Annotated in this window: 12 protein-coding genes and 1 other annotated feature; of the genes, 5 read left to right on the forward strand and 7 right to left on the reverse strand. The window is 63.5% G+C overall.

Annotated features, from left to right (window positions below; all coding sequences use genetic code 11):
- Together B5G12_RS05920 and B5G12_RS05925 are read left to right on the forward strand one after the other, a co-directional pair.
- On the forward strand, positions 1 to 453 hold the full coding sequence (locus B5G12_RS05920; RefSeq protein ID WP_087228315.1) for an S-ribosylhomocysteine lyase: 453 nt from the start codon (positions 1 to 3) through the stop codon (positions 451 to 453).
- A gap of 139 nt (positions 454 to 592) precedes the next feature.
- Entirely contained in the window at positions 593 to 1084 is a 492-nt protein-coding gene (locus B5G12_RS05925) for a leucine-rich repeat domain-containing protein (protein ID WP_158099683.1), read from the forward strand.
- A 110-nt stretch (positions 1085 to 1194) separates the two neighbouring features.
- Here B5G12_RS05925 and leuB read toward each other — a convergent pair whose 3' ends face one another.
- From leuB to B5G12_RS05945, 4 genes are read right to left on the reverse strand one after another with little or no spacing between them, the layout of a single operon-like run.
- Positions 1195 to 2271, reverse strand: a complete 1077-nt coding sequence (gene leuB, locus B5G12_RS05930; RefSeq protein WP_087232409.1) for a 3-isopropylmalate dehydrogenase — start codon at positions 2269 to 2271, stop codon at positions 1195 to 1197.
- Positions 2272 to 2284: 13 nt separating this feature from the next.
- Positions 2285 to 2776: a 3-isopropylmalate dehydratase small subunit gene (leuD, locus tag B5G12_RS05935; RefSeq protein ID WP_087324249.1), complete on the reverse strand. Its 492-nt coding sequence runs from the start codon at positions 2774 to 2776 to the stop codon at positions 2285 to 2287.
- Between the two features lie 18 nt (positions 2777 to 2794).
- Positions 2795 to 4054, reverse strand: a complete 1260-nt coding sequence (gene leuC, locus B5G12_RS05940; RefSeq protein WP_087324250.1) for a 3-isopropylmalate dehydratase large subunit — start codon at positions 4052 to 4054, stop codon at positions 2795 to 2797.
- Positions 4055 to 4090: 36 nt separating this feature from the next.
- Positions 4091 to 5743: a 2-isopropylmalate synthase gene (locus B5G12_RS05945; RefSeq protein WP_087232400.1), complete on the reverse strand. Its 1653-nt coding sequence runs from the start codon at positions 5741 to 5743 to the stop codon at positions 4091 to 4093.
- A 69-nt stretch (positions 5744 to 5812) separates the two neighbouring features.
- Positions 5813 to 6079 (reverse strand) — a binding site (T-box leader).
- A gap of 231 nt (positions 6080 to 6310) precedes the next feature.
- Here B5G12_RS05945 and B5G12_RS05950 point away from each other — a divergent pair.
- From B5G12_RS05950 to B5G12_RS05960, 3 genes are all read left to right on the forward strand, one after another.
- Positions 6311 to 7015: an ABC transporter ATP-binding protein gene (locus B5G12_RS05950; protein ID WP_087324251.1), complete on the forward strand. Its 705-nt coding sequence runs from the start codon at positions 6311 to 6313 to the stop codon at positions 7013 to 7015.
- A 6-nt stretch (positions 7016 to 7021) separates the two neighbouring features.
- Positions 7022 to 10285, forward strand: coding sequence for an FtsX-like permease family protein (locus tag B5G12_RS05955; protein ID WP_242955955.1), 3264 nt, complete (start codon positions 7022 to 7024; stop codon positions 10283 to 10285).
- Positions 10286 to 10654: 369 nt separating this feature from the next.
- Positions 10655 to 10945, forward strand: coding sequence for a hypothetical protein (locus B5G12_RS05960; RefSeq protein ID WP_087232394.1), 291 nt, complete (start codon positions 10655 to 10657; stop codon positions 10943 to 10945).
- Positions 10946 to 11022: 77 nt separating this feature from the next.
- On the opposite strand, the gene B5G12_RS05965 is transcribed toward B5G12_RS05960, so the two are convergent.
- The 3 genes from B5G12_RS05965 to B5G12_RS05975 form a co-directional block, all read right to left on the reverse strand.
- Positions 11023 to 11565, reverse strand: coding sequence for a CD1247 N-terminal domain-containing protein (locus B5G12_RS05965; protein ID WP_087232391.1), 543 nt, complete (start codon positions 11563 to 11565; stop codon positions 11023 to 11025).
- A gap of 98 nt (positions 11566 to 11663) precedes the next feature.
- Positions 11664 to 12221, reverse strand: a complete 558-nt coding sequence (gene efp, locus B5G12_RS05970; protein ID WP_087232388.1) for an elongation factor P — start codon at positions 12219 to 12221, stop codon at positions 11664 to 11666.
- A 114-nt stretch (positions 12222 to 12335) separates the two neighbouring features.
- Positions 12336 to 13172, reverse strand: a complete 837-nt coding sequence (locus B5G12_RS05975; protein ID WP_164474876.1) for a TIM barrel protein — start codon at positions 13170 to 13172, stop codon at positions 12336 to 12338.
- Positions 13173 to 13193 lie beyond the last annotated feature (21 nt).

The following is a 13193-nucleotide window of genomic DNA, read 5'->3' on the forward strand; positions in this document are numbered from 1 at the left end:
ATGGAGCGGATCGCCAGCTTTTGCGTGGACCACACCAAACTGATGCCCGGTATGTACCTTTCCCGGCAGGACGGCGACGTGCTGACCTGGGATATCCGGATGAAGCGCCCCAACCAGGGGGACTACCTGTCCACCGGGGCAGCCCACACCATCGAGCATCTGTTTGCCACCTACGCCCGCAACAGTTCGTACAGCCAGGGCGTGGTGTATGTGGGGCCGATGGGCTGCCGCACCGGTTTTTACCTGCTGACGCGCGGGCTGTCCCCTGCCCAGGCCCTCGCGCTCACGGTGGATTCCTTCCGCTTTATGGCCTCGTATGAGGGGCCCATCCCCGGCGCCAGCGAAGTGGAGTGCGGCAACTACCGCGACATGGACCTTCCCGCCGCCCGGGCGGAATGCGCCGCCATGCTGCCGGTCCTGGAGGCCCTGACCGCCGACGGCCTGCACTATTAAGCCGTTTCATCGCTTCCTAAATCTGCAAACAGCCCCCGGCTTTCTTCCGCGAGAAGGCCGGGGGTTTTTTGTGCCAAAAGCGGCCCCTGTCTCTGCCTGTACAGAGCCGGGGGCCGCTTCGTTTTGGGTGTTTGGAAATGTGAAAGCCAAGGAGCAGACCGGGGAAGCGCCAAATTACAACAAAGATTCCATCAAAGTTCTTGATTTGAGCAACTGCACAGGCTTGACCAGCATTGGCGACTATGCATTCGCAGGCAACGACCTGACCTCGATCGACCTGAGCAACACCGAGGTGGCTATCATTCGCTATGGCACATTTTCAGCGTGCGATGAACTGACCGAAGTCAGGTTGCCCAAGGATTTAAAGACCATTGAAGATGGCGCTTCCGGCTCCAGCGCATTTCAGAACTGCAACAGCCTAAAACACATATACTTTTACAATGTCCCAACGATTGGGGCGCAGGTATTTCGTAACTTAAACACAAGCGGCCTCATCATTTATTACCCCAGCTCGTGGAATAGTGATGGTAATAGTTCCCTTAATACCCTCAAACAGCGATTGGGAGACAACGGCGGTCTAACGGAAGGAACTTACACCCTCACCCCCTTCACCTACCCCCTTGGCCTCTGACCCACACAAAAGCCCCCTTTGCAACCCCCACCCAAAGCAAAAACCGTATGCATCCAAGCGGGTGCATACGGCTTTTTTGTTGCGTTCTGTGGCGCTTTTGCGGCGGCTGGTCAATCCATTTCGGCCAGGATGGCGTCGCCCATCGCGGCGCAGCCCAGGCAGGTGCAGCCGGCGGACATATTGTCGGCGGTGCGCAGGCCCTTGTCCAGCACCCGGCCTACGGCCTGCTCGATGCAGTCGGCCTCAGCTGGCATCCCGAAGCTGTACCGCAGCATCATGGCGGCCGACAGGATGCAGGCGGTGGGGTTCACCTTGTCCTGGCCCGCAATGTCGGGGGCCGAGCCGTGGATGGGCTCATAGAGGCCCCGGGTGCCGTCCCCCAGGGAGGAGGAGGGGATCATGCCGATGGAGCCGGTGATCATGGACGCCTCGTCGGACAGGATATCCCCGAACATATTCTCGGTGACGATGACGTCGAACTGGGCCGGGTTTTTGACGATCTGCATGGCGGCGTTGTCCACGAACATCTCACTGTATTCCACGTCCGGGTAATCGTCCTTGATGCGGTGCATCACCGCGCGCCACAGACGGCTGGTGTCCAGCACGTTGGCCTTGTCCACGCAGCACAGCTTTTTGCGGCGCTTTTGGGCGGTCTCAAAGCCGATGCGGCCGATCCGCTCGATCTCGTGCTCCGAATAGGGCATCACGTCCACCGCCTGCTTTTCCCCGCTGGGCAGGGTGTCGGTGCGGTGCTGGCCAAAGTAAACGCCGCCGGTCAGCTCCCGCACGATGATGAAGTCGATGCCCTGGGCCACGATCTCGGGCTTGAGGGGGCTGGCGGGGGCCAGCTGGGGCCAGATCTTGGCCGGGCGGCTGTTGGAGTACAGGCCCATCCCGGCGCGCAGCCGCAGCAGGCCCTTTTCGGGGCGCTGGTCCCCGGGCAGGCCCTCCCACTTGGGGCCGCCCACCGCGCCCAGCAGCACGCTGTCGGCGGCCAGGCATTTGTCCAGCTCGTGCTGGGGCAGCGGGTCGCCGTACTTGTCGATGGCCTCGCCTCCCATCGCGGCGTCGGTGTAGTGGAAGGTATGGCCGTACTTCTCGGCCACCTTGTCCAGCACCCGCACGGCCTGCCGGACGATCTCGGGGCTGGCGCAGTCGCCCCAGATGACAGCGATGTTCTTTTCCATGTCGGACCCTCCCTTACTGCTTTTTGGCCTTGATGGAGTTCATCAGGCCGCCTGCGGCAATGATCTCCTGGATGAAGGGCGGGAAGGGCTCGGCCTGGAAGGCGGCGCCGGTGGTCTCGTCGGTGATGACGCCGGTATCGAAGTCCACGCTGACCACATCCCCCGCCGCGATGGCGTCGGCGGCCGCCGGGCACTCCAGGATGGGCAGGCCGATGTTGATGCTGTTGCGGTAGAAAATGCGGGCAAAGCTCTTGGCGATGACCACCGAGATGCCGCTGGTCTTGATGCACAGGGGGGCGTGCTCCCGGCTGGAGCCGCAGCCGAAGTTCCAGCCGCCCACCATCACGTCGCCGGGCTGCACCTGGTGCACGAAGGTCTTGTCGATGTCCTCCATGCAGTGGGAGGCCAGCTCTTTGGCGTCCTGGGTGTTGAGGTAGCGGGCGGGGATGATGACGTCGGTATCGACGTTGTCGGGGTATTTGAATACATGGCCTTTCGCGTTCATGGCAGTGTGCTCCTCTCGTTAGACCGTTCTGGGGTCGGTGATGACGCCGGTCAGGGCGCTGGCGGCGGCGGTGGCCGGGCTGGCCAGGTACACCTCGCTCTTTACATGGCCCATCCGGCCCACAAAGTTGCGGTTGGTGGTGGACACACACCGCTCGCCCTCAGCCAGGATGCCCATATAGCCGCCCAGGCAGGGGCCGCAGGTGGGGGTGGAGACGATGCAGCCGGCGTCGATGAAGGCTTCGGTCCAGCCCCGGCGGATGCACTCCTTGTACACCGCCATCGTAGCCGGGATGATGATGCCCCGCACGCCCTTTGCGATGTGCTTGCCCTTGAGGATCTCGTAGGCGGCCTCCATGTCCTCCAGGCGGCCGTTGGTGCAGCTGCCGATCACCACCTGGTCGATCTTCACGTCGGCGCCCTCGCTGGCGGGGCGGGTATTCTCGGGCAGGTGGGGCCAGCTGACGGTGGGCACCAGCCGGCTCAGGTCGATCTCGATGGTCTGCTCGTATTCGGCGTCGGGGTCGGCCTCGTAGTAGACGGGGGTGCGCTGGCTGCGGCCCGCCAGGTAGGCTTTGGTCACGTCGTCCACCGGGAAGATGCCGTTCTTGGCGCCCGCCTCGATGGCCATGTTGCACACGCACAGCCGGTCGTCCATCGAGAGGCTGGCCACGCCCGGCCCGGTGAACTCCATCGACTTGTACAGCGCGCCGTCCACCCCGATCCGGCCGATGATGGAGAGGATCAGGTCCTTGCCCGACACCCGCTCGGGCAGGCTGCCGGTGAGGACAAAGCGGATGGCGGCGGGCACCTTGAACCAGGCCATGCCGGTGGCCATCCCGGCGGCCATATCGGTGGAGCCTACGCCGGTGGAGAAGGCGCCCAGCGCGCCGTAGGTGCAGGTGTGGCTGTCGGCGCCGATGACGCAGTCGCCGGCGGTGACGATGCCTTTTTCGGGCAGCAGGGCGTGCTCAATGCCCATCTGGCCCACGTCGTAGAAGTTGAGGATGTCGTACTTGTTTGCAAAGGTGCGGCACTGCTTGGACTGGGCGGCGCTCTTGATGTCCTTGTTGGGCACGAAGTGGTCCAGCACGATGGCCACCCGCTCCTTGTCGAATACGCTGTCAAAGCCGGCCTTTTCAAATTCGTTGATGGCCACCGGGGTGGTGATGTCGTTGCCCAGCACGATATCCAGTCTGGCGTTGATGAGCTGGCCCGCCTTGACCTGTGCGAGCCCCGCGTGGTGTGCCAGGATCTTCTGCGTCAGAGTCATTCCCATGATACGGTTCTCCTCCATTGGTATGATTTTGGCTGCTTACTTGTTGTTGATGGCCGACACCAGCGCCCGGATGCCCGCCACGATGATATCGGTGTCGGTGCCGGCGCCCCAGGTGGTGGTGCCGTCGTTCCACACCAGGCCCACATAGCTGGCGGCCCGGGAGGTGGAGCCGCCGTCCAGGCTGTGCTCCGAATACTGGTCCAGGTGGAAGTCCATCCCGGTGGCGGTCTGGATGGCGTTGGCCACCGCGTCCAGACGGCCGTTGCCGATCGAGACCACCTCGCGGGTGGCGCCGTTCATCTCGAGGGTGACCGACGCGGTGATGCCGCTCTTCTGGATGAAGTGGGCCTCCTTGACGTTGAAGGGCTTTTCCTTGTTCAGGTACTGCTGTTCAAAGATGCGGCAGACCTCTGCGGCGGACAGCTCCTTGTGGCTGTGGTCGGACACGGCCTTGACCTTGTAGCCCAGGTCCTCCCGCATCTTGGGGGGCAGGTTGTAGCCGTAGTTCTGCTCCAGCACAAAGCCGATGCCGCCCTTGCCGCTCTGGCTGTTGATCCGGATGACGTCGGCGTCGTAGGTGCGGCCGATGTCGTGGGGGTCGATGGGGATATAGGGGCAGGTCCAGCGGTGCTCGCCGGTGGCCTTGCGGTAGTTCATCCCCTTTGCAATGGCGTCCTGATGGCTGCCCGAGAAGGCCGCGAACACCAGCTGCCCGGCGTAGGGGGTCCGCTCATAGACGTGCATCCGGGTGACCCGCTCGTACACCTCGCAGATGGCGGGCATATCCGAGAAATCCAGCTTGGGGTCCACCCCGTGACTGTACATATTCAGAGCCAGGGTGATGGCGTCCACGTTGCCGGTGCGCTCGCCGTTGCCGAACAAGCAGCACTCGATCCGCTGGGCGCCCGCCAGCACCGCCAGCTCGGCGCAGGCCACGCCGGTGCCGCGGTCGTTGTGGGGATGGGTGGAGAGGATGACGCTGTCGCGGCTGTGCAGGTGCTTGGAGCAGTATTCGATCTGGCTGGCGTAGACGTGGGGCATACTCATCTCCACCGTCACCGGCAGGTTGATGATCATGGGGCGGTCGGGGGTAGGCTCCATGATGTCGATGACCGCGTTGCACACCTCCAGCGCGTAGTCCGGCTCGGTGCCGGTGAAGCTCTCGGGGCTGTACTCAAACAGGAAATTGCCCTCGTACTCCTGGCTGAGCTGCTTGACCAGCCGGGCGCCGTCGGTGGCGATCTGCTTGATCTCCTCTTTGGACTTGTGGAACACCTGTTCCCGCTGGGCCACCGACGTGGAGTTGTAGAAGTGGATCACGGCCCGGGGCGCGCCCTTGACCGCCTCGAAGGTGCGGCGGATGATGTGGTCGCGGCACTGGGTCAGCACCTGGAGGGTGACGTCCTCCGGCACCATGTTCTGCTCGATCAGCACCCGCAAAAATTCATACTCGGTCTCGCTGGCGGCGGGGAACCCCACCTCGATCTCCTTGAAGCCGATCTTGACCAGCATTTTGAAGAACTCGATCTTTTCCTCCAGGCTCATGGGTACGATCAGGGCCTGGTTGCCGTCCCGCAGGTCCACGCTGCAAAAGGCGGGAGCCGTTTCGATATGATCCTTTTTGACCCAGCTGTCGTAGCCGGCAGGGGCGGGGTAGTATCCGGGTGCGTACTTGGTGGCGTCCATCATGGCAGGTTACCTCCTGTTTTCGAAAAAATGGATGGAAAAAGGCTCTCGTCGCTCAAAGGACCAAAGCCTTTGAGAGACGAGAGCCTGTAAGTCGATACAAGGCGGTCCCGTGGTACCACTCTCTTTGCCGCAGATGATGCGGCCACTCACACGATCAGCCGCCGGGGGCGAATCGCTGCCCCTGTAACGGTGGGCATCCGTCAGAGCCTACTGGGGAATGGCCGTTCAGCTCTGCCGCTCAGGGGCCAGTAACCGGAAACACCCGCGCCGCCTTACACCGACCGGCGGCTCTCTGCAAGCGGGAAGGACCCGTTTTATCCCCTTCAACGCATTTGTATTTTTGAAACTGGGTCTATTGTAGCACGCCGCCGCCCGCAAGTCAAGAGGAGGTTTGCGCACATGCCGTGCGGCCGGGACGGGACGGGCGGCGGTTTTTGGTCCTTATTTGTAAAGTTTGCATTAAAACAATCTGCTTTTGCTTGCAAGTGCAGGGCGATTTGTTGTACTATTAAAATAGAAGCAAAGCGCCCCCGGGCGCAAGGAATGGAAAGCGAAGGTGGTTGTTCTATGGAGCCCTTTGTCAGTTTTACCGATGTGTCAAAATACTACCAGACCGGCAGCGTCCGGGTGGCGGCGGCGGACCACATGACCTTCCATGTCAACAAGGGAGAGTTCTGCATCATCGTGGGGCCTTCGGGCGCCGGCAAGACCACCCTGCTGAATATGCTGGGCGGGATGGACCGCTGCGACGAGGGCCGCATCGTGCTGGACGGGGCACAGGTCAGCCGCTTTGACGAAAAGGAGCTGACCGCCTACCGCCGCTACGACGTGGGATTCGTGTTCCAGTTCTACAATCTGGTGCAGAACCTCACCGCGCTGGAAAACGTGGAGCTGGCCATCGAGATCTGCAAAAATCCCCTGGACCCGGTCCAGACCCTCGAGAGCGTGGGACTGGGCCAGCGGCTGAACAATTTCCCCGCCCAGCTGTCGGGCGGCGAACAGCAGCGGGTCGCCATCGCCCGGGCCCTGGCCAAAAACCCCAAGATCCTGCTGTGCGACGAGCCCACCGGCGCTTTGGACTACAAGACCGGCAAGTCGGTGCTGGCTCTGCTGCAAAACACCTGCCGCACCACAGGGCGCACCGTCATCGTCATCACCCACAACAGCGCCCTGACCGGCATGGCCGACCGGATCGTCCAGGTCCGCAGCGGCCAGATCATCTCCAATGAAGTCAATGAGCACCCTGTTCCGGTGGAAGAGATCGAGTGGTGATGCGCTGTGAAAAAGACCTATCGCAAAAATATGTGGCGGGAACTCGCCGCCAACAAAAGCCGCTTTGCCTCCCTGTTCGGCATCGTACTGCTGGGCGTCATGATGCTGTCGGGCCTGCTCAGCGTGGCCCCCGGTATGCGCCGGGCCGGCCAGACCTGGTATGCCCAGCAGAACGTCTTTGACATCCGGGTGGTGTCCACATTGGGCCTGGGGCAGTCGGACATCGACGCCATCGCGGCGGTGGAAGGGGTCGAGGCCGTGATGCCCGTCAAGTCGGTGGACTGCGAGGGCAGCTATCGCGGCGGCAGCACCCTGGCCATCCGGGTCCAGCAGCTGCCGGTCTACCCCACCCTGCAGGAGGACGCCAACATGAACCGCCTGGTGCTGGAGGAGGGCCGTCTGCCCGGATCCGCCGGGGAATGCGCCGTCCAGGTGCTGGACCAGGGCGCGGCGGGCAGCATCCGGCTGGGGGACGTCATCACCTTCTCGTCGGGCGCGGACGACCTGTCCGCCCAGACCCTCACGGTGGTGGGCTTTGTCACCGACCCCCTCTATTTCTCCACCGAGACCGAGAGCACCACCGCCGGCAACGGCGCCCTGGGCCTGGCGGCCTATGTGGCGGACGGCAGCCTGACGATGGATTACTATACCACCTGTTACATCAAGGCGGCGGGGGCCGGTCCGTACGACAACGATTCCGACGAATACCAGAACGCCGTACAGGCGGTGATGGACCGTCTGGAAGCCATTGCCGGCGCCCAGGCCCGGCAGCGCCGTCAGGACCTGATCCAGCAGGCCCAGGACCAGCTGGACGACGCCCGGGCCGAGTTCGAGCAGCAGGCCGCCGACGCCGAAGCCCAGCTGGCCGACGCCCAGGATCAGCTGGACGAGGCGAAAGCCCAGCTGGAGGCGGGCGAGGCCGAATACCAGAGCGGCACGGCCCAGCTGGAAGCCCAGAAGGCCGCCCTGCCCGGCAATATGGCCAGCGGCGCAGACCAGCTGGTGGCCGCCCAGGCCCAGGTGCTGGACTTTGAAGCGCAGCTGGAACAGATCAAGCAGCTGGTCACCCTCAAGGGGGTGGCCGATCCCCTGCTGGGCTATGCGGAGGACATCCTGCACAACGCCGAGACCGCCCTGGAGGAAGCCGAGCCGGACGACGTCAACTATGTGGAGCTGCGGGACATCCTCAACCGGGCCCAGGCCCTGTACGATTCCACCTACCAGCAGCTGGCCGATTACCAGGCCCAGCTGGACGCGGGCAAACAGCAGATGTATGCCCAGGGGCTGATCTCCTCCCCCAACCTCTCCAACGAGGAGCTGGTGGCCGAAGCCGAAGCCGCCCTGCGCCAGATGAAGCTGCAGGTGCTGGAAGGGCAGCTGGCCCTGAACACCGGCAACGCAGAGGCCTTCACCGCCTTTGACGCGGCCCAGGCCCAGCTGGAGGCCGCACGCCGGCAGCTGGACGAGGGCTGGCAGCAGTACCAGGAGGGCGCGGCCGAATTTGAGACCCAGAAGGCCCAGGCCGAAGCCCAGCTGGCCGACGCGCGCAGGCAGCTGGCCGACGCGGAGGAGCAGGTGGACGACATCGCATCCGGCGAGTGGTATGTGCTGGACCGCAACAGCGTGGTGTCCATCGTGTTCTTTGGACAGAACGCCGACCGCATCGAGTCCATCGCCCGGGTGTTCCCCGTCTTCTTCTTCCTGGTGGCGGCCCTGGTGGCCAGCACCACCATGACCCGCATGGTGGAGGAGAACCGCACCCAGATGGGCACCTTCAAGGCCCTGGGCTACACCGACCGGGAGATCACCGCCAAGTACCTGGTCTACGGCACCACCGCCGGCCTGCTGGGCTGCATCGCGGGTATGCTGCTGGGCTTCTTCGGGGTGCCGTCGGTCATCTGGTGGGCCTACTCCACCGTGTTCGACCTGCCCACCTTCCGGCTGCGGGTCTATCCCCTGCTGGCCGTCCTGAGCGTGGTCATCAGCATCGGCGTGGTGGGCCTGACCACCCTGGCGGCCTGCCGCGTATCCCTGCGGGAAAAGCCCGCCGCCCTGCTTCTGCCCCGCGCCCCCGCCGCAGGCAAGCGGATCTTCCTGGAGCGGGTCAAGCCCCTGTGGCGCCGGATGAGCTTCTCCCAAAAGACCACCGCCCGCAATATGTTCCGCTACAAAAAGCGCTTTTACATGACCGTGCTGGGCGTGGCGGGCTGCACCGCCCTGCTGCTGATCGGCTTTGGCCTGCAGGACTCCATCGTGGAGATCGTCAGCCGGCAGTACGGCTCCATCCAGAAGGCCGACCTGTCCATCTCCCTGAGCAGCGACAAGGCCCTCGAGCTGGAGGGCGGCCTCACCGACACCCTGGCCGCCCGGGATGAGGTGGAGAGCTGGGGCGCCTTCTACACCCGCACCGTCACGGTGGCGGAGGATGCCGCCGGCGCCGGCGAGCTGAGCGTCACCCTGGTGGCCGCCCAGGAGCCCCAGAAGCTGACCGAGTATTTCACCCTGCAAAACGGCGGCAGCCCCCTCATCTTCACCCAGGGCAGCGTGGTGCTGAGCGAAAAGACCGCCGAGCTGCTGGGCGTGGAGGCCGGGGACACCGTCTGGGTGCAGGGCACCGGCGCCTCCTATCTGCCCCTGACCCTGACCGGCGTGACCGAGAACTACCTGGGCGCTTACCTCTACGTCACCCAGGAGACCCTGGAGGTCCTGGTGGACTCCCCCGCCTGGAATACGGTGTACGCCGTCACCAGCTGCAGCTCGGAGACCCAGCGCCAGACCCTGAGCACCGTGCTGCTGGGCTGCAACTACGTCTCCAGCACCGCCTTCACCGCCGACAGCGCCGCCATGTACGACAGCACCATCGCCTGCATCAACTATGTGGTCCTGCTCATCATCGTCTGTGCGGCGGCCCTGGCCGCAGTGGTGCTGTACAACCTCATCAGCGTCAACATCGGCGAGCGCAAAAAGGAGCTGGCCACCATCAAGGTCCTGGGCTTCTTCGACAAGGAGGTCTACCGCTACATCTTCCGGGAGATCGAGCTGCTCAGCGTCATCGGCGCCGCTGTGGGCCTCGCCATTGGCGCGCCCATGCACCAGTTCGTCATCCGGACGGTGGAGTCGGAGCAGATGATGTTCATCCGCAGCCTCGAGCCCACCAGCTTTGTGTACAGCGTGGCGCTGACGCTGCTGTTCACGGTGGCCGTCTGCCGCATGATGCGCCGCCAGGTGCGGGCCATCAGCATGGTGGAGAGCATGAAAGCCCCCGAATAACCGCGTATGTGCGCTGTTTGGCCCCAAAGGAGAGTTTACAAAAGATTCATAGATTCAAAACAGTTTATGTATAAATCTTTGGTATCCTATACTCACAGGAACGGCGGGGCCGCAACCGCCCCCTGTAACACATGATTCCTCCTCATACCAAACCGAATACCGCAAAATGGACCGCCCTGTGCCGCCGCAAGCACGGGGCGGTTTCGTTTGAGCACGGGGCGGTTTCGTTTGGGCCGGCCTTGCACCGATTTATCATTTGTAATACTCTTGCTTTTATGTTATACTAAGATGTATCGGATTCTTTCGGCGGCGGGGCCGGACAGCCTGGCCCTGCCGCAGACTTCAAAAATAAACAAGGGAGGCTTTGGAATGTCCTACAAACCCAAAATGACCTATAAAGGCAAGCCCCTCGTCCGCAAGGACAATGAGCTCTATTACGGCTGGATGACCGATCCCTATGTCCTGCATCTCCAGATCCTGACCACCGCCCCGGTAGACGGGACGGAACTGCCCGACAAGGTGCAGGTGACGCTTTTGTCCACCGACCTGTCCAAATCCATCAAGGAGCGCACAGCCCGCCAGTCGGTGCGGCATGGGCTGTACAACGCTTTGGATATCGGCGCCATCTGGCTCGAAAAAGCCCTGGCCGCCCTCCGCTGACCGCGCCCACGCAAAAAAATCCCCTGCAGAGCCATACGCTCCGCAGGGGTTTTGTTTTTGCAGTGTATGGGGGCGGCTCAGTCCTCCTGGCCGGGCAGATCGATCTCCAGGGGGCGGCCGCAGCTGCCGCAGCGGGCCTTGCCCGACAGCAGGGTGTCCTCGTCCAGCACGTTCACCGCGCCGCAGGCCTGGCAGGTCACCTCATACTGGGCCTGCTCCTGCCCATCGCCGCCGGCTTCCTCGCTGTCTTCGGCCTCGTCCTCCAGGGCCACCTCAAAGGTGCAGCCGCAGTTCGGGCAGAAAGCCTCCCCTGCGTCCAGGTCCTCCTCCGTGACATACACCGTCTCGCCGCAGCCGGGGCAGTCCACCTCGTAGCAGGGCGCATCGGCGTCGTCCTCGTCCTCGTACACGTCGGACTGCAGCTCCTCCACGTCGCCGCGCAGCAGCTCCAGCTGGTCCTCCGCCTGGGTGATATCCTGCTCCATCGCCTTCATGCTGGCGGCCATCTCGGCCAGCAGATCGCCCATCGCGTGGAAGATCTTTCCCTCGCGGGTGGATTCGTCCACCCCCAGGCCCTCCAGCAGGCCCTGCAAATAGGCAGCTTTTTCAACAAGTTCCATACTCTATCCCTCCAGCCAGGGGCGCCGGGACGCCCGCCGATTCAAAAAGCCGGACCGGCGGCAGACGCCGCAAGCCCGGCTGCATTCTGGGTTCCGACTCAGACGCGCTCCATATACTCGCCGGTACGGGTATCGATGCGGATCACGTCGCCCTCGTTGATGAACAGAGGCACACGCAGGGTGGCGCCGGTCTCAACGGTAGCGGGCTTCAGGGTGTTGGTGGCGGTGTTGCCGCGAATGCCCGGCTCGGTCTCGGTGACGGTCAGCTCGATGAAGTTGGGGATCTCGACGCTGAACACCTTGCCCTTGTAGCTCAGCAGCTTGCACACTTCGTTCTCCTTGCAGAACTTGAAGTTGTCGGGCACGTCGCTGGCGTTGACGGGGATGTCGTCGTAGGTCTCGTTGTCCATGAAGTGGTACAGATCGCCGTCCTGGTAGCTGTAAGTCACCTCACGGCGCTCGATGAACGCCTGGGGGAACTTGGCGGTGGGGTTATAGCTGGTCTCGATGACCGCGCCGGTGATGACGTTCTTGGTCTTGGTGCGGACAAAGGCCGCGCCCTTGCCGGGCTTGACGTGCTGGAACTCAACGACCTGGAGAACCTGGCCGTCCTGCTCAAAGGTCACGCCATTGCGAAATTCGCCTGCAGAAATCATAAGGAATTCCTCCATCAATTTAGTATCTCATGCTCACGCATATCTATGAATATTGTACCCAATTGCGCATTGTTTGGCAAGGGGTTTCGGCAAAAAACAGGGCAAAAAGCGCTCTCACAGCTCTTTTTGCTCCCCGGCGCGCCACATCCGGCGCAGCGCGGCGGCGTCCTCAGCCTGGGTGCCGGCGCTTTCGCAGATGATGGTGGGGGCAAGGCCCCGCCGTGCCAGCAGCTCCATCAGCGGCTGCGGCTCGGGGCCGTACTGGGTGTCGGCCAGCGTCCAGTGGCGCTTTTCTCCCCCCGCCGAAAACTCGATGCGGGAGAAGTGGACATGGAACCGGCTGGCCCGCTCGTCCCCCAAAGCCTCGCCCATCCGGTCCAGGATGGCGGCGTAGTCCGCCTGGCTCCGGATGCCGCCCAGGGTGCGGGCGTTCAGGTGCCCGAAGTCGATGCAGGGCACAAGGCGGCGGTCTACGCTGCACAGGGCCAGCACCTCCTCCAGATCGCCCAGCTGGCCGATCTTGCCCATCGTCTCGGGGCAGAGGGTCATGTCCCCGTAGCCGGCCTCATCCAGGGCCTCCATCGCGCGGCGCAGGGTGTCCATCGCCTTGTCCAGGGCGTCGGCACGGCTCTGCTTGCCGCAGCTGCCCGGATGGAAGATCACCCGCCTGCCCCCCAGCGCCCGGCAGACCGCGCAGCTCTGGAGCAGGTAGCGGATGCTGCCCAGGCGCTTTTCCTCCTCCAGGCTGGACATGCTGATGTAGTAGGGGGCGTGCACGCTGAACAGCACCCCCTTTTCGGCCGCCAGGGCGGCCATCTGCCGGGCCTTGTCCTCTCCCAGACGCACTCCGTGCCCGCACTGGTACTCGAAGGCGTCCAGCCCGAACTGCGCCGTATAGGCGGGGATGTCCAGGCTGTTCTTGTAGCCCATGCCGGCAAAGCTGTCCCCCATGCCGGCGGGGCCAAAGCGGAT

The organism is Faecalibacterium sp. An58 (genome assembly GCF_002161515.1).
Taxonomy (GTDB): domain Bacteria; phylum Bacillota; class Clostridia; order Oscillospirales; family Ruminococcaceae; genus Faecalibacterium; species Faecalibacterium avium.

Coding starts and splice junctions, on each gene's coding strand:
- B5G12_RS05920 (WP_087228315.1), top strand. CDS start 1: ATGGAGCGGATCGCCAGCTTTTGCGTGGACCACACCAAACTGATGCCC.
- B5G12_RS05975 (WP_164474876.1), bottom strand. CDS start 13,172: ATGGGGGACAGCTTTGCCGGCATGGGCTACAAGAACAGCCTGGACATC.
- leuD (WP_087324249.1), bottom strand. CDS start 2,776: ATGAACGCGAAAGGCCATGTATTCAAATACCCCGACAACGTCGATACC.
- B5G12_RS05945 (WP_087232400.1), bottom strand. CDS start 5,743: ATGATGGACGCCACCAAGTACGCACCCGGATACTACCCCGCCCCTGCC.
- B5G12_RS05960 (WP_087232394.1), top strand. CDS start 10,655: ATGTCCTACAAACCCAAAATGACCTATAAAGGCAAGCCCCTCGTCCGC.
- efp (WP_087232388.1), bottom strand. CDS start 12,221: ATGATTTCTGCAGGCGAATTTCGCAATGGCGTGACCTTTGAGCAGGAC.
- B5G12_RS05965 (WP_087232391.1), bottom strand. CDS start 11,565: ATGGAACTTGTTGAAAAAGCTGCCTATTTGCAGGGCCTGCTGGAGGGC.
- B5G12_RS05950 (WP_087324251.1), top strand. CDS start 6,311: ATGGAGCCCTTTGTCAGTTTTACCGATGTGTCAAAATACTACCAGACC.
- leuC (WP_087324250.1), bottom strand. CDS start 4,054: ATGGGAATGACTCTGACGCAGAAGATCCTGGCACACCACGCGGGGCTC.
- leuB (WP_087232409.1), bottom strand. CDS start 2,271: ATGGAAAAGAACATCGCTGTCATCTGGGGCGACTGCGCCAGCCCCGAG.